This window comes from Streptomyces sp. NPDC086554, assembly GCF_040686095.1.
Taxonomy (GTDB): Bacteria; Actinomycetota; Actinomycetes; order Streptomycetales; family Streptomycetaceae; genus Streptomyces.
Genome location: NZ_JBFBJK010000010.1, coordinates 1 through 16,368 on the forward strand (window position 1 = coordinate 1; position 16,368 = coordinate 16,368).

The 16,368-nt window shown below is 70.5% G+C and carries 12 protein-coding genes; 2 read left to right on the top strand and 10 right to left on the bottom strand.

Translation table 11 applies throughout. The annotated features are described in order from the left end of the window. Positions 1-437: 437 nt before the first annotated feature. Positions 438-1,445: a stage II sporulation protein M gene (locus AB0O76_RS17880; protein WP_365491604.1), complete on the bottom strand. Its 1,008-nt coding sequence runs from the start codon at positions 1,443-1,445 to the stop codon at positions 438-440. A gap of 89 nt (positions 1,446-1,534) precedes the next feature. Between AB0O76_RS17880 and AB0O76_RS17885 the strand changes: the two genes are divergently transcribed. Continuing rightward, complete coding sequence (locus AB0O76_RS17885; protein WP_365491607.1) at positions 1,535-2,521, top strand: RDD family protein; 987 nt, start codon at positions 1,535-1,537, stop codon at positions 2,519-2,521. A 7-nt stretch (positions 2,522-2,528) separates the two neighbouring features. Here AB0O76_RS17885 and AB0O76_RS17890 read toward each other — a convergent pair whose 3' ends face one another. After that, positions 2,529-3,143, bottom strand: a complete 615-nt coding sequence (locus AB0O76_RS17890; RefSeq protein WP_365491610.1) for a hypothetical protein — start codon at positions 3,141-3,143, stop codon at positions 2,529-2,531. Positions 3,144-4,543: 1,400 nt separating this feature from the next. Next, complete coding sequence (gene ahcY, locus AB0O76_RS17895; RefSeq protein ID WP_365491613.1) at positions 4,544-6,001, bottom strand: adenosylhomocysteinase; 1,458 nt, start codon at positions 5,999-6,001, stop codon at positions 4,544-4,546. Between the two features lie 601 nt (positions 6,002-6,602). Between ahcY and AB0O76_RS17900 the strand changes: the two genes are divergently transcribed. Then, a complete protein-coding gene (locus tag AB0O76_RS17900) occupies positions 6,603-8,615 on the top strand; it encodes a fructose-specific PTS transporter subunit EIIC (RefSeq protein WP_365492340.1) in 2,013 nt (670 codons plus the stop codon). 91 nt (positions 8,616-8,706) lie between these two features. On the opposite strand, the gene AB0O76_RS17905 is transcribed toward AB0O76_RS17900, so the two are convergent. From AB0O76_RS17905 to AB0O76_RS17935, 7 genes are all read right to left on the bottom strand, one after another. Beyond that, a complete protein-coding gene (locus AB0O76_RS17905) occupies positions 8,707-9,651 on the bottom strand; it encodes a cation diffusion facilitator family transporter (RefSeq protein ID WP_365491616.1) in 945 nt (314 codons plus the stop codon). A gap of 113 nt (positions 9,652-9,764) precedes the next feature. Next, on the bottom strand, positions 9,765-10,919 hold the full coding sequence (gene manA / locus AB0O76_RS17910) for a mannose-6-phosphate isomerase, class I (protein WP_365491619.1): 1,155 nt from the start codon (positions 10,917-10,919) through the stop codon (positions 9,765-9,767). A 61-nt stretch (positions 10,920-10,980) separates the two neighbouring features. Beyond that, positions 10,981-12,171, bottom strand: coding sequence for an SIS domain-containing protein (locus AB0O76_RS17915; RefSeq protein WP_365491622.1), 1,191 nt, complete (start codon positions 12,169-12,171; stop codon positions 10,981-10,983). A 58-nt stretch (positions 12,172-12,229) separates the two neighbouring features. After that, positions 12,230-12,406 carry a Trm112 family protein gene (locus AB0O76_RS17920; protein ID WP_365491625.1) on the bottom strand — a complete coding sequence of 59 codons (177 nt, stop codon included), beginning with the start codon at positions 12,404-12,406 and terminating at the stop codon, positions 12,230-12,232. Between the two features lie 225 nt (positions 12,407-12,631). Beyond that, positions 12,632-13,996 carry a phosphomannomutase/phosphoglucomutase gene (locus tag AB0O76_RS17925; protein ID WP_365491628.1) on the bottom strand — a complete coding sequence of 455 codons (1,365 nt, stop codon included), beginning with the start codon at positions 13,994-13,996 and terminating at the stop codon, positions 12,632-12,634. A 162-nt stretch (positions 13,997-14,158) separates the two neighbouring features. After that, entirely contained in the window at positions 14,159-15,775 is a 1,617-nt protein-coding gene (locus AB0O76_RS17930; RefSeq protein ID WP_365491631.1) for an L-lactate permease, read from the bottom strand. Positions 15,776-15,962: 187 nt separating this feature from the next. Continuing rightward, complete coding sequence (locus tag AB0O76_RS17935; protein ID WP_365491633.1) at positions 15,963-16,340, bottom strand: DUF3499 domain-containing protein; 378 nt, start codon at positions 16,338-16,340, stop codon at positions 15,963-15,965. Positions 16,341-16,368 lie beyond the last annotated feature (28 nt).

Genomic DNA, 16,368 nt, shown 5'->3' on the forward strand with positions numbered 1-16,368 from the left:
CTGGCGTTGACTTTTGGCACGCTGTTGAGTTCTCAAGGAACGGACGCTTCCTTTGTACTCACCCTCTCGGGCTTTCCTCCGGGCGCTTCCCTTCGGTGTTTCGTTCTTGCGTTTCCGACTCTATCAGACTCTTTCGTGTCCGATTTCCCCGGTGCCTTTCAGGTTTCCGCTCCGGCCTCTCGGCCCTTCGCGTTTCCCTTTCCGGCGGTTCCGACTTTATCAGAAGTTTTCCGCCGGACTGACCGGCTCGGATTTTCCGATTTATCGGGAGTGGCTTCTTGCCTTGATGAAATTCAAGAAGCAGGCAGATGTTAACTGCCGCCGCTGGACTTGTCCAGTTCTAGGCAACTGTTTGAATCTACCTCCCCAGGCCTCCCGTGTCAACGGTTTTCTTGGGGCGTCGAGGAGACTAGCAGGTCAGCGGGGTCGTACGCACATCAGGCGGCAGTGGGAACCGCGGCGCTGCGTTCTGTGGGGTCCAGGTCTCCGGTGGCACCGGCCCGTGCCGCTCTGCCGCCCAGGAGATAGACGTACGCAAGGAATGCCAGTTCAGCGGCGATTCCGATGGCTATGCGGGCCCAGGTCGGCAGGCCGGAAGGGGTGACGAAGCCTTCGATGGCGCCCGAGACGAAGAGGACCAGGGCCAGGCCGACCGCCATGCCCAGGGCTGCTCGGCCTTCCTCTGCCAGTGCCGTGCGGCGCGTTCGAGGGCCCGGGTCGATGAGGGTCCAGCCGAGGCGCAGGCCGGTACCGGCGGCTACGAAGACGGCGGTCAGTTCCAGGAGGCCGTGCGGCAGGACGAGGCCGAGGAAGGTGTCCAGGCGGCCCGCGGAAGACATCAGGCCGATGCCCATGCCCAGGTTGAGCATGTTCTGGAAGAGGATCCAGATGACCGGGAAGCAGAGGAAGCCGCCCAGGACCAGGCACATCGCCGCTGCCTGGGCGTTGTTCGTCCAGACCTGGGCGGCGAAGGATGCCGCGGGGTGGCTCGAGTAGTACGTCTCGTACTCGCCGCCGGGGCGGGTGAGCTCGCGCAGCTCTCCGGGGGCAGCGATGGAGGACTGGACCTCGGGGTGTGTGGCGATCCACCAGCCGATGACGGCGGCGAGGAGCGTCGAGAGGAGTGCCGTGGGGACCCACCAGTGGCGGCTGCGGTAGACCGCTGCCGGGAAACCGTGGGTCAGGAAGTGGGTCGCGTCGCGCCAGGAGGCACGTCGGGTGCCCGTCACCGCGCTGCGCGCGCGTGCCACCAGGTGTGTGAGGCGGCCGGTGAGCTGTGGGTCCGGGGCGCCGGACTGGATGAGGGAGAGGTGGGTGGCGGTGCGTTGGTAGAGGGCGACGAGTTCGTCGGTCTCGGCTCCGTTGAGGCGGCGCTGGCGGCGCAGCAGGGCGTCGAGACGGTCCCACTCGGCTCGGTGGGCGGACACGAAGACGTCGAGGTCCATCAGGTGGCTGCTCCTCGTACTGCGGCGCGATGCTGCCTCAGCTTGGCAGACTGGCCATTCCTAGGGCAGGGCAGGGAAGGGCGGCTGGCGTGAGTGAGCTTGTGACGGGCGAGGCGGTGGCGCTGGAGCTGCGCCCGGCGAAGCTGCCGAGCCGGGCGCTCGCCGTACTGATCGACCTGGTGGTGGCCTGGGCGGTCTATCTGGGGGTGACCGTGGCGATCGTCGCCTCTACATCCTCGTTGGACGACGCGGCGGCCGCGGCGATCGCTGTCGCCACCTTCGTACTGATCCTGGTCGGTGGGCCGATTGCCGTGGAGACGCTCAGTCATGGGCGGTCGCTGGGGAAGATGGCGTGCGGGCTTCGGGTGGTGCGGGACGACGGGGGGCCCATTCGCTTTCGGCACGCGTTGGTGCGGGGTGCTGTCGGGGTCGTCGAGATTCTGCTGACGTTCGGGGTCGTCGCGTGTATCGCCTCGCTGGTGTCGGCGCGTGGGCGCCGCCTTGGGGATGTGTTCGCGGGGACGCTCGTCGTGCGGGAGCGGGTGCCTGCGGGGCGCGCGGCCTTTGTGCCTCCGCCGCCGCCCTGGCTTGCGGGGAGGTTCTCCGGGCTCGATCTGTCCGGGGTGCCCGAGGGGCTCTGGCTCGCCATTCGGCAATACCTGACGCGGATGGGGCAGTTGGATCCGCAGGTGGGGTGGGCGATGGCGGAGCGGCTTGCCGGGGATCTCGCGGCGCGGACGGGGGCGCCGGCTCCGCAGGGGGTTCCGCCGGCCGCGTACTTGGCCGCCGTGGTGCAGGAGCGGCAGGCTCGTGATGCCCGGCGGGCGTTCGGCGGGGGTGCGGCGGCCTCTCCGGGGCATGCCCGGCCGGAGGGCGCTGCGGGGTACCCGGGCAGTGTCGTGCCGCCGGTCGCCGTCTCTCCCCCGGCTCCCGCGTCTTACCCGGCATACCCGGCTCAACCGACTTCCGTGGCCCATCCGGTAGTTGGGCACGAGCCTCGCAGTGCGCCTCGCCCCGCCGGGCAGGAAGGTGCTGAGGGGACGCCTCCGAGCACGGGGTTCGTGCCGCCCGCGTAGGGCGAGGTCAGGCGAACGTCGAGGGCGGGGTTTCGAGGTTCTCGAGCTCGATGCCTGGGGCGGAGAGGACTACGTCGCCGGTGATGTGTACGGCGTGCTGTTCGCCGGTGTCCAGGGCTGTGACCTGGTATTCGTCCACGGTCAGGGGGCCGTTGTCAGTGGGGTGTGCTTCGCTTTTCAGCAGGGCCCAGGACTGGTCGAGGGTGCGGGGGGCGAGGACCGGGTCGGTGAAGGCGACGAGGCGGACGCGGGTCGCGGGGGAAGCGGGGGTGAGGCGCAGGAGGCGTGTGGTCGCGACGAGGAAAGCGGGGGATGTGCCGGTGAAGGCGTGGGCGGGGGCGTTGTCCTCGGTGGCATGGGCGCCGGTGGCGTCGGTGCGGACCCAGGTGACGCCGTCGATCGCGGCGGCGCGGATCTGCCAGTCACCTGCGTGGAGTTCGAGGCGGATGGGGCGGCCTAGTTCGTCGAGGGCGAGGTCGACGGAGCCGGTGTGCTCGCCTGACGGGGCGATCCGCTGGGAGACGTAGCGCCAGCCGGAGGGGCCGGGGGCGCAGTGGAAGTGTTCCTCACCGAGGGGGGTGTGGTCGTGCGGGTCGTGAAGCGAATAGTGGCCGCGGGGCATGGGGGTTCGGTCCTCGTCGGGGGCTGAGTTCTTGGCCGGGGCCAAGCCGGGGCAGTGCTGTTGGCTGTCGACACCATGGTGGCAGTGGCGGGGCTGGGGGCGGGGGCGGCCCTGATGCGGGCTGGGCTGAGGCGGCTGGGGCGGGGCTCAGCTAGGGCGAGCCGGGCTGGGGCGAGCTGGGCCCAGCTTGAACGGCTGAGCTGGGGCTGGGCTGGGTGCTGGCTGGCTTGGGCGCTGGGGCGGGCTGAGCTGCAACGGGCTCGTCTGCGCTGTGGCTGGGGGGAGTTGAGCTGCAACGGGCTGGTCTGCCCTGCGGCTGGGGGGAGCTGAGCTGCAACGGGCTCGTCTGCCCTGCGGCTCGGGAGAGCTGAGCTGCAACGGGCTCGTCTGCCCTGCGGCTCGGGAGAGCTGAGCTGCAACGGGCTCGTCTGCCCTGCGGCTCGGGGGCGGAACGTGGCGGGTCGTGCGGCGGGTCCCGCCCAGTGCGGGCTGCTCCCTGACCTGCCTCCGCCCCGCCTACCCTTGGTCTGGCTCGGCGGGCCTCGGACCAGTCTCCGGCCGTGCCTGGCGCAGGCCGGTTCCAGGACGGGCATCCGGCCTCTCGTGCGCCGACCGGTTTGCCCTTGCCCACCACTGTCCCGCAGAGCCCGCAAAGGCCGCAGAGCCCGCAGCGGCGGCCGTCCGCCCGCCCTGCCGACAGGCCGCCTCGGCCACCGCCCGAGGAATCCCGCCAGCTCCCGGGGATCCGGGGTGCTGTGGGATGGCGATGCGGTCGGCCCGGCCGTCTCACGGGCGCAGGCTCCCGGGGGTGGGCAGCCGCGTGGCCAGGCGGGCTGGTTGGCGACCCCCGACGTCTCGCTAGCGCCGGGCCAGGCTCCCGGGGGGCCACCCGCGTGACCAGGCGGGCTGGTCGGCGAGCCCCGCCGGTTCGCTAGCGCCGGGCGCAAGCTCCCCCGGGGGAAACCTGCGTGACCAGGCGGGCCAGCCAGCCAGCCCCGACGTCTCGCTAGCGCCGGGCACAGGCCCCCCGGGGTGGGCAGCCACGTGACCAGGCGGGCCGGCCGACGAGCCCCGCCGGTTCGGTGGCGCATGCGCCCAGGGCACGCAGCCCGAGTGACGGCTGGCCCGCCCCCCCCCGACCTTCACGGGCCCAGACCCACAGCAGGACGGCGCATGCATCGGCCCGTGGCCAAGCAGCCCGACCGGCGGCGCCCACAGGCCCACCCGACCAAGCGGCCCCACCGCAGACCCACCCGACCCAGCGGCGCGCCCACAGGCCCACCCAGCCCAGCAGCGCACCCCACCCGACCAAGCGGCCCAAACGGGCGCAGGCCCCCGCCCGTTTGGGCGAGGGCCTGCTGATGAGCGTGGGTGCCGGGCAGAGGCCCGGGCCGGCTCGGTCAGTAGCGGTAGTGGTCGGGCTTGTAGGGGCCTTCGACCTCTACGCCGATGTACGCGGCCTGCTCGGGGCGGAGCGTCGTGAGCTTTACGCCGAGCGCGTCCAGGTGGAGGCGGGCGACCTTCTCGTCGAGGTGCTTGGGGAGCACGTAGACGTCGGTCGGGTACTCCTCCTGCTTGGTGAACAGCTCGATCTGGGCCAGGGTCTGGTCCGCGAAGGAGTTGGACATCACGAAGGACGGGTGGCCCGTCGCGTTGCCCAGGTTCAGCAGGCGGCCCTCGGAGAGGACGATGAGGACCTTGCCGTCGGGGAACGTCCAGGTGTGGACCTGCGGCTTGACCTCGTCCTTGACGATGCCGGGGATCTTGGCGAGGCCGGCCATGTCGATCTCGTTGTCGAAGTGGCCGATGTTGCCGACGATCGCCTGGTGCTTCATCTTGGCCATGTCCGAGGCCATGATGATGTCCTTGTTGCCGGTCGTGGTGACGAAGATGTCGACCTTGTCGACGACCTCGTCCAGCGTCGCGACCTGGTAGCCGTCCATCGCCGCCTGGAGGGCGCAGATCGGGTCGACCTCGGTGACGATCACGCGAGCGCCCTGGCCGCGCAGGGACTCGGCGCAGCCCTTGCCGACGTCGCCATAGCCGCAGACCAGAGCGGTCTTGCCGCCGATCAGGACGTCCGTGGCGCGGTTGATGCCGTCGATCAGGGAGTGGCGGCAGCCGTACTTGTTGTCGAACTTCGACTTCGTCACGGCGTCGTTCACGTTGATCGCCGGGAAGAGGAGGGTGCCGTCTCGGTGCATCTCGTACAGGCGGTGGACGCCGGTCGTGGTCTCCTCCGTCACGCCGCGGATCTCCGAGGCGAGCTGGGTCCACTTCTGCGAGCCGTCGGTGATGGTGCGGTTGAGCAGCTGCAGGATGACGCGGTGCTCGTCCGACTCGGCGGTGTCCTCGGACGGGACCTTGCCGGCCTTCTCGTACTCGACGCCCTTGTGGACCAGGAGCGTGGCGTCGCCGCCGTCGTCCAGGATCATGTTCGGGCCGCCGGTGGGGGTGTTCGGCCAGGTCAGCGCCTGCTCCGTGCACCACCAGTACTCCTCCAGGGTCTCGCCCTTCCAGGCGAAGACCGGGATGCCCTGGGGGTCGTCCGGGGTGCCGTTCGGGCCGACTGCGATGGCCGCGGCCGCGTGGTCCTGGGTGGAGAAGATGTTGCAGGAGACCCAGCGGACCTCGGCGCCCAGGGCGACCAGGGTCTCGATGAGGACGGCGGTCTGCACGGTCATGTGCAGCGAACCCATGATGCGGGCGCCGGCCAGCGGCTGGGCGGCGGCGAATTCCTTGCGGATCGACATCAGGCCGGGCATCTCGTGCTCGGCGAGAGTGATCTCCTTGCGGCCGAACTCGGCGAGGGAGAGGTCGGCGACCTTGAAGTCCTGGCCGTTGATGAGGCTCGTCATGAAGAGCTGCTCCTCGTGGATTGGTCGAGGGTGGGCATGGCTGACCTGCGGCGATAGGCACGGGGGTGCACCAACGCGCACAGCGCAGTCCGTCGGAGGCCCTCTCTCCCTCGGCCGGTCCGTGCAGGCACCGCCCGACCGCCATCAGCAGCGACGTCTGGCTCGGTCACAAAGCTACACCGATTGGCCCAGCGAGCCCCAGCCCGCCTTCGGACACGCGAGGAGCGGGGGACGACTGGATGACGACCAGCGAGCGGTCGGCGAACGGCCAGCAGAAAGGCGGCGGATGAGCCGCCACATGGGTGGCGGACGAGCGGCCGACGAGCGGCGGATCACCAACGGATGAGCTGCGGATGAGTTGCGGATGGGCCTTGCAAGCACCTCAGCAAGGGCGACAGACCCGAACAATAAGGGACTTTTGCTCTTTGGAACCTGCGCCCACGTGTTGCACGATGCCTTGAGATCGGGAACATTTGCGCGATCTTGTTTGACGAAGGCGTTAGGCGTTAGGCGTTAGGAGATCCACGTGAACCATCCGGCCGATCCCCTCATAGGCGGTGGCGACGGCGAGCGGAAGCGGCAGAAGCTCAAGCTGCTCGCGGTGACCGCCTGTCCGACCGGTATCGCTCACACGTACATGGCCGCGGAGAAGCTCTCGCAGGCCGCGGAGAGCCTCGGCATCGACATGAAGGTGGAGACGCAGGGCTCCATCGGGGCCGAGAATGTCTTGACTGACAACGATGTCAGGGAGGCCGACGGCATCATCATCGCGGCCGACAAGGACGTCGACCGCGGCCGGTTCGTGGGCAAGCGCGTGCTGTCCGTCGGCGTCTCCGAAGGCATCAGCAACCCCGAGCGGCTGATCGAGCGGGTGCAGAGCGCTCCGGTGCACGGGGCCGGTGGCGGCGGTGGCGCCGCCGATCCGATCACGAGCGGAGGTGGCGGCGGCAAGGAGCGCAGCGTCGCCTACAAGGCGCTGATGAACGGCGTCTCGTACATGATCCCGTTCGTCGTGGTCGGTGGTCTGCTGATCGCCATCTCGCTCTCGCTCGGCGGTCACACCGACCCGCAGGGCGGGCTCGTCATCCCCGACGACTCGTTCTGGAAGCACGTCAACGACATCGGCGTCATCGGCTTCACGCTGATGGTGCCGATCCTCTCCGGCTATATCGCGTACGCGATCGGGGACCGGCCCGCCCTTGTGCCGGGCATGATCGGCGGCTGGATCGCCAACACCGGTGAGCTGTACGACTCGAAGGCGGGCGCGGGCTTCATCGGGGCCATCGTGACCGGCTTCCTCGCCGGCTATCTGGTGCTGTGGATCAAGAAAGTCAAGGTCCCGAAGTTCGCTCAGCCGATCATGCCGATCATCGTGATCCCCATCGTCGCGACCACGGCAATCGGTCTTTTCTTCATCTACGTCATCGGCAAACCCATCTCGTGGGTCTTCGAGCATCTGACCGACTGGCTCAGCGGCATGACGGGGACCAGCGCGATTCTGCTCGGCGCGATCCTGGGGCTCATGATCGCGTTCGACATGGGCGGTCCGGTCAACAAGACGGCGTTCCTCTTCGGTGCCGGGCTCATCGCGACCGGCAACCAGACCGTCATGGGCATGTGTGCCGCGGCGATTCCGGTCATGCCGCTCGGGCAGGGTCTCGCCACACTGATCCGCAAGCGCCTCTATACCGAGCAGGAGCGGGAGACCGGCTTCGCCGCCTTGTTCATGGGCTTGTTCGGGATCTCTGAGGGTGCGATCCCCTTCGCCGCCGCGCGGCCCGCGCAGGTCATCCCGGCGAACATGCTCGGTGGCGCCGTCGCCGGTGCGATCGCGGGGCTCGCGGGCGTCGAGGACGCGGTGCCGCACGGCGGGCCGATCGTGGCGGTCCTGGGTGCCGTCGGCGGCGTACCGATGTTCTTCGTCGCGGTCGCCATCGGCACCGTCGTCACCGCGCTGACCACGGTCGCACTGGTCGACCTCAGCGAGCGCAAGCGGCGCGGGGCCTCGCTCCTGGACGTGCCGGGCGGTCCCGAGCCGGTTCTCGCGGGCGTCGGGGCGGAGGCCGTCTCTGCGAGTGGCTCCGGAGCGACCCTGCAGAAGGCCCCGGCCGCGTCGGCGCAGACCGCCCCCAAGGCCGCCCCCAAGGACGCCACGGACGAGGTCCTCTCCGGCTATCTCACCGAGCAGACCGTGAAGGTCCAGCTGGCGTCGGCGGACAAGGAGTCGGCGATCCGCGAGATGGCGGAGCTCCTCGCCACCACCGGCAAGGTCGCCGACATCGATGAGCTCGTGCGGACCGCGCTGCGCCGCGAGGCCCAGGGCACCACCGGGCTCGGCGAGGAGATCGCCATCCCGCACGCCAAGACCGATGCGGTGACCTCGCCGATCGTCGGGTTCGCCCGGTCGTCGGAGGGCATCGAGTGGGGCGCCCTCGACGGTACGAAGGCCAAGCTGATCTTCATGATCTCCGTGCCGGAGGCGGCTGCGGGCGACGAGCATCTGCGGATTCTCGCGCTGCTCTCGCGGAAGCTGATGGACACCGGCTTCCGGGCACGGCTCGAGGCGGCGCCGGACGATGCGGCGATCCTCGATGTGCTGCGTGAGGTTCGGTAAGTCGCGGCAGTACGTCGATGGGGCCCCGCACCTTGGAAGGTGCGGGGCCCCATCGGCGTACGTACTCAGAAGCAGACCAGCAACCGCACGGCTACTTCGCCGGGTTGGTGCCCTTCGCCGCTGCCGTCTCGCTGTAGATGTCCGGCTCCAGGTAGATCACGCGGGCGATCGGGACCGCCTCGCGGATGCGCTCCTCGGCGGCGTTGATCGCGGCGGCCACCTCGGCGGCCGTGTCGTCGTGCTGCACCGCGATCTTGGCGGCGACGAGGAGCTCCTCGGGGCCGAGGTGCAGCGTGCGCATGTGGATGACGCGGGTGACGGTGTCGCCGTCGACCAGGGCCTTCTCGATCTTCTCGACCTCTTCCGTGCCCGCGGACTCGCCCAGGAGCAGCGACTTCGTCTCCGCGGCCAGGATGATCGCGATCAGGATGAGCAGGACGCCGATGCAGAGCGTGCCGATGCCGTCCCAGACGCCGTCGCCCGTCGCGAGCGCGAGGCTGACGCCGACGAGGGCCAGGATCAGGCCGACCAGCGCGCCCAGGTCCTCCAGGAGCACGACCGGCAGCTCGGGGGCCTTCGCGCGGCGGACGAACTGCGTCCAGGTGAGGTTGCCGCGCGTGTGGTTCGACTCCTTGATGGCCGTACGGAAGGAGAAGCTCTCGGCGATGATCGCGAACACCAGGACGCCGACCGGCCAGTACCAGGCCTCGATCTCGTGCGGGTGCTTGATCTTCTCGTAGCCCTCGTAGATCGCGAACATGCCGCCGACCGAGAAGAGCACGATGGAGACCAGGAACGCGTAGATGTAGCGCTCGCGGCCGTAGCCGAAGGGGTGCTGCGGCGTCGCCTCGCGCTGCGCCTTCTTGCCGCCGAGGAGCAGCAGCCCCTGGTTGCCCGAGTCCGCCAGCGAGTGCACGCTCTCGGCGAGCATCGACGACGAGCCACTGAAGAGGAACGCGACGAACTTCGCCACCGCGATCGCGAGGTTCGCGGCGAGTGCCGCGACAATCGCCTTTGTTCCGCCTGACGCGCTCATGTGTGCCCGTTGTCCCTTCGACTGCGTACGTTCATCGTCCACCGCTGTCCGGACGCGGCTTTGCCCGTCCTTTGCGGTGGGTCATTGTTGCAGCACGGGCGACTCGTGGTGTGTCAGGCCACCACAGTGGCACGGAAGAGGGTGCCGACTCCGGACACTTCGGCCTTTTCGCCCGCGGGGACGAACACGGACTCCCCCGGGCCGACTTGTCCGGCCTCGTCCACCCGGACCGAGCCCGCGACGCAGAGCAGGATCTGCGGGGTGCCTGCGGTGAGGTCGTGCCGCGCGCCGCCTTCGGGCAGCACGAAGCGGGAGAGGCGGAACTCGTCGATCGGGGTGTCGTAGACCTCTTCGCCGTCGGGCGAGGCCTCCGGGCGCAGGACGCCGGTATCGGTCGCCTCGAAGCGGACGATGCGCAGGAGTTCGGGCACGTCGACGTGCTTGGGGGTCAGGCCGCAGCGCAGCACGTTGTCCGAGTTGGCCATGATCTCGACGCCGAGTCCTTCGAGGTAGGCGTGCGGGACTCCGGCGCCGAGGAACAGGGCCTCGCCGGGCTGAAGTTGGACGTAATTGAGGAGCATCGCGGCGATGACGCCCGGGTCGCCGGGGTAGTGGTGCGCGATTCCCCCGTACGGGGCGTAAGTGCCGCCCAGGTGCTCGGCCGCGGCGGTGACCTCGGCGACGGTCGCGGCCATCTGCTCGGGGTCGGCGCTCAGCACGGCCGTCAGGACCTCGCGCAGGGCGGCCTCTTCGGGCTTGGCGTGCAGCAGATCGACGTACGGCTTGAGGGAGTCGACGCCCAGACCGGCAAGCAGATCCGCGGCCTCGACGGGGTCACGGAAGCCGCACAGGCCGTCGAACTCCGTGAGCGCGCAGATCAGTTCGGGCTTGTGGTTGGCGTCCTTGTAGTTGCGGTGCGGGGCGTCGACCGGGACGCCGCGGCGCTCCTCGTCCTCGTAGCCCTCCTTCGCCTGCTCCAGGTCGGGGTGCACCTGGAGAGAGAGCGGGGCGCCCGCGGCGAGGATCTTGAGGAGGAAGGGCAGGCGCGGGCCGAACTTGGCGACCGCCGCCCTGCCGAGCTCGCGCTCCGGGTCCTCGTCGATCACCTCGTTGAGCGGGCCGCGCCCGGTGCGCGAGGGCGCGCCCGGGTGGGCGCCCATCCACATCTCGGCCTGCGGCTCGCCGGTCGGCTCGACGCCGATGAGCTCCGCGATGGCGGTGGTGGAACCCCAGGCGTAGGGGCGGATGGTGTTGGTGAGGCGGTCCACGGAGGGGTTCTCCCTTACGTACGTACGCGATGCGAGGTCTCAGGTCATGACCGGGCTGTGGTCATGATCGGTCCCTCGGGGCGAGCGCCAGGTAAACGGCGGCGAAATCCGTGACGGCGATCAGCTCCGCGAGGGACTCCAATTCGTCGCCGGTCTCCGGCTCGAGCTCGCTGATCGCGATGTCGTGGCCGTGGGCGAGCTCGCGTGCGGCGGGCGCGGCGGTGAGGCCGTCCGACGGGCGGTCGCGGAGCAGGACGACGCGGGCGCGCAGGGACGGGGCGTCCTCGACGCGGTCGCGGAAGAAGTCGTCGCCGTCGGCGCTCGGGGCGAGGCTGCCCGCGAGCAGGGCGCCGTGCGCGGGCAGCGCCTCGGGGAGCTGCGCGGCGAGCGCCGGGTGTCCTGCGAGCTCGGCGAGCGTGGCGGCGAAGCGGCGGCCCGCGGGGCCCGCGAGCCCGCCCTCGGTCCAGATCAGCGGGAGGGCCTCGGCGAGCTCGGCGGCGAGGGTCTTGGCGGGATTGCTGTACGTCGCGATGGCGGGGCCGCAGAGCTCCGCCATCTGGTCGAGGCGGTCGGCGATCTTCTCCAGGGTCTCGACGGGGGCGGTGATCAGGCCCGTGCGGTCCAGGAGGATCAGGAGGGGGGTGAGCAGGGCCCACAGGGTGGCGGGAGTGGAGGCCGCGGCCTCGTCCTCCAGGCGGCGCGCCTCGTACGACTCGGAGGCCCGCTCGCCGTCGTGCGGGGCCTCGAATTCTCCGTACGGGGATGTCGCCATCGGGACGGTGAGGCCGTGCGTGCCCTCGACGCCCTCCGCCAGCGGGGAGCGGGCGGGGGCCACGGCAACGACCGTGCAGCCGCGGCGGTAGGCCTGCTCGGCGAGGAGCGAGAGGCCCGGTTCCGTGCCGTCCGGGGTGGTGATGAGCAGCAGGTCCACGGAGCCCGCCCAGCCGGGCAGCGCCCAGCGCAGGGCGCCCGCGGCGGGGGCTACGCCCGTGGGGGCGAGGCGGATCACGGGGCAGCCGGCGCCCGCGAGCGTGCCGAGCAGGTCGGCCACGCAGGTGGCTGCGGTTCCGGGGCCCGCGATCAGGATCGAACGGGGGCGGCCGTCGGGCTTGAGCTGTGTGAGTCCGGCCTCGGTCGCGTGCCGGACCGCGGTGCGGACGCGGGCGCCCGCCTCCGCGGCGCCGCGGAGCAGGCCGCGGCGGTCGGCCACGGCGAGTGCCTCTGGGGCGTCTAGCAGCGATTCGTCGAGCATGGGGGGTCAGGCCTCCGATCGCCGGGTTCGGGTCCCTGCGGGTGCTGCGGGCGGTTTGTTACGCCGGGCGGCGGGCCTCGTCCACGAGGAGGACGGGGATGCCGTCGCGGACCGGGTACGCGAGGCCGCAGTCCTTGGCGTCCGCCGTGCAGAGCAGCTCCGTGTCCGCCTCCTTGAGGGGGGCGTGGCAGGCCGGGCAGGCGAGGATCTCCAGGAGGCCGGCTTCGAGCGGCATGGGGTGGGTCCCTTCGGGTGCGGGTGGGGTGGGGGATGTGGCCTGGTCAGCGTACCGCTGGCGCTGGCCGGGGGCCTGGGCTTGTGCTCGGTCGGGGCTTCGCCCCGGGCCCCCTTCGGTGGGACGACGGTCGTTGTCCGTCTGCCGGCCGGTGGGCACAAACGCGGCGGGCCGGGGGTGGGAAGGTGCGGCCCCCGAACGCCTGCCCACAAAGGCGGCGGCGTGTCAGCCGCGGATGATGGCCAGGGCCTCGTCCCGCGTCTTCGTCATCGTTGCCTCGTCCCGCGCCTCGACGTTCAGGCGGAGGAGCGGCTCCGTGTTGGAGGCTCGGACGTTGAACCACCAGTCGGTGGCCGTCACCGTGAGGCCGTCGAGCTCGTCGAACGTGACGCCCTCCTGGCCTTCGTACGTCGACTTGATCGCGGCGAGGCGGGCCGTCTGGTCGTCGACCGTGGAGTTGATCTCTCCGGAGCCCGCATAGCGGTCGTACTGGGCGACCAGGGCCGACAGCGGGCCGTCCTGGCCGCCGAGCGCGGCGAGGACGTGGAGCGCGGCGAGCATGCCCGTGTCCGCGTTCCAGAAGTCGCGGAAGTAGTAGTGCGCCGAGTGCTCGCCGCCGAAGATGGCGCCCGTCTTGGCCATCTCCTCCTTGATGAAGGAGTGCCCCACGCGCGTACGGACCGGCGAGCCGCCGTTCTCCCGCACGACCTCGGGGACCGACCAGGAGGTGATGAGGTTGTGGATGACGGTGCCCTTGCCGCCGTTGCGCGCGAGTTCACGCGCGGCGACCAGGGCGGTGATCGCCGACGGGGAGACCGGGTCGCCGCTCTCGTCGACCACGAAGCAGCGGTCCGCGTCGCCGTCGAAGGCGATGCCGAGGTCGGCACCCTCCTCGCGCACCCGCTTCTGCAGGTCCACGATGTTCTTCGGGTCGAGGGGGTTGGCCTCGTGGTTGGGGAACGTGCCGTCCAGCTCGAAGTACATCGGTACGAGCGTGAGCGGCAGGCCTTCGAAGACCGTGGGGACCGTGTGCCCGCCCATGCCGTTGCCCGCGTCAACGACGACCTTGAGCGGGCGGATGGACGTCAGGTCCACCAGGCCGCGCAGATGCGCCGCGTAGTCCCTGAGGGTGTCCCGCTCGGTGAGCGTGCCGGGCGTGGCCGCGGGCTCCGGGGCGCCGGTCTCCGTCCAGCCCTCCACCAGGGCACGGATGTCGGCGAGGCCGGTGTCCTGGCCGACCGGGGCGGCACCCGCGCGGCACATCTTGATGCCGTTGTACTGCGCCGGGTTGTGCGAGGCTGTGAACATCGCGCCCGGCAGGTTCAGCGCCCCCGACGCGTAGTACAGCTGGTCCGTCGAGCAGAGGCCGATCTCCGTGACGTCCACGCCGAGCCCCGCGGCCCCGCGAGCGAAGGCCCGCGAGAGGCCCGGCGACGAGGGGCGCATGTCGTGCCCGGTCACGATCGCGTCCGCGCCCGTCACCTTCGCGAAGGCCGCCCCGAACAGCTCGGCCAGTGACTCGTCCCACTGGTCCGGGACGACCCCGCGCACGTCGTACGCCTTCACGATCTGGGACAGATCAGCAGTCACGGCCAACCCTCTCTGCAGGTTCTGCGAGTTCAGCGGTCTCGGAAGTATGCGGCGAGCGCTCGTCGGTCACGAAGCACCCGTCGGTCACCCCAAACTACCCGCAACGGCTGACAACCAGCTGTGAGTGGGTCGAGCCGGTGTTCACGGCAGCATCCACCGATGTCACGGCAGCATCCAGCCGAGCACCGCCGTGCTCTGTCCCACCACGATCAGGCACATCACGAGCAACAGGCCGATGCTCCATGGCAGTACCTTGCGCAGCAGGTCGCCTTCCTTGCCCGCGAGCCCGACCGCCGCGCACGCGATCGTCAGGTTCTGCGGGGAGATCATCTTGCCGAGCACACCGCCCGAACTGTTGGCGGCAGCGAGCAGCTCGGGCGAGAGCCCGGACTGCTGAGCGGCCGTCACCTGGAGTGCACCGAAGAGCGCGTTGGCCGAGGTGTCCGAGCCGGAGACGGCCACGCCGAACCAGCCGAGCACCGGCGAGAGGAAAGCGAGTCCCGCGCCCGCCGCCGCGACGAAGTGGCCGATGGTGGCGGCCTGCCCGGACAGGTTCATCACGTATGCGAGGGCTAGCACGGAGGTCACGGTGAGGATCGCGAACCGCAGTTCGCGGACCGTCGCCAGCCATTCCTTCACGGCCACGCGCGCGTGCACCCCGATGACGGCCGCCGTGCCCACTCCGGCGAGCAGCACGAGGGTGCCGCCCGTCGCCACCAGTGGCAGCGAGAAGAGGTTGCCGCCGACGGGGTCGCCGTCCGGGTTGCCGACGTTCAGGAAGGGCCAGTCGAAGGTCCGCGTCGCCTTCACCAACAGGTCCTTCACGGGCGGGATCTGGGCGATGGAGAAGATGGCGACGATGAGCGCGTACGGGGCGTAGGCGCGCAGGATCTCGGGGCGCGGGTCGTCCTGGTCCAGGTCCTCGCTGCGTACGCCCGTGAGGACCGCGGCGCGTACGGGTTCCGCCGCGGCCTTGCGCGCGCTGGGCACGGCCACGAGGGCGCCCGCGCCTGCGAGCGCCGCCCCGATGTCGGCCAGTTGGGCGGAGACGTAGTTGGACGCGGCGAACTGCGCGGCGGCGAAGGCGACTCCGCACACCAGGGCGGGCACCCAGGTCTCGCGCAGGCCGCGCCGGCCGTCCACCAGACCGACCAGGAGCAGCGGCACCACCAGGGCGAGCAGCGGCGTCTGGCGGCCGACGACGGTGGCGACGGTGTCCAGCGGGAGCCCGGTGACCTGGGCGAGCGTCACCACAGGCGTGCCCATGGCGCCGAAGGCCACGGGCGCGGTGTTGGCCACGAGGGCGACGACGGCGGCCTTCACGGGGTCGAAGCCGAGCGCCACCAGCATCACCGCGCAGATCGCGACGGGCGCCCCGAAGCCGGCGAGTGCCTCCAGGAGCGCCCCGAAGCAGAAGGCGATGACGAGGGCCTGGATGCGGGGATCGTCGGAGAGCCGTCCGAAGGAGCGGCGCAGGATGTCGAAGTGCCGGGTGCGCACCGTCATCCGGTACACCCACAGGGCGTTGACGACGATCCACAGGATGGGGAAGAGGCCGAAGAGGGCCCCTTGCGCGGCGCTGGAGGCGGTCTGGCCGAGCGGCATGCCGTACGCGAGCCAGGCGACCAGGGCGGCGACGCCGAGTCCGATGAGGCCCGCGTGATGGGCCTTCATGCGGACGGCGCCGAGCAGGACGAGGACGGTGAGGAGGGGCAGGGTCGCGATGAGGGCGGACAGACCGAGCGAGTCGGCCACGGGCTCCAGTTGCTGCACGTACACGGGCGGCTCCCCGGCTTCCGTGATGCGGAAAGCGATCTCTCACGAATGGGGGAATGCTCGTGTCGACGCCATGGGCACGTCAATGGCCCGTGCACGAGAATTTGTTCAGCAATAAACGAGAGGGGTCTACGGAGACAGCGATCTGCAGAGAGGCTGTCTACGGAGAGGGGCCTACAGAGAGGCGCGCTCAGGAATCCGGCGAGCGCAGCACCCGGAGGTGGCCGCGGCGTGCGACCTCCATCGGGTCCGCCGCGCGCGGGCCCGAACCACCGGCCTCCGCGGCGCGCTCCTGCGGCCGCGCGGCCTCGCGCACCGCGTTGGCGAGCGCTTCGAGATCGTCACCGCTGGGGCGGGCCGGACCCGAGGCGTCGGCGAGGCGGACGACCTCCCAGCCGCGGGGCGCGGTGAGGCGCTCGGAGTGCTCGGCACACAGGTCGTAGCAGTGGGGTTCGGCGTAGGTGGCGAGGGGGCCGAGGACCGCGGTCGAGTCGGCGTAGACGTACGTCAGCGTCGCGACGGCAGGACGGCCGCAAGCGGTGCGCGAACAGCGACGTACAGGGCTCACGATGTTGGACGGTACCGCACTCTTGAGC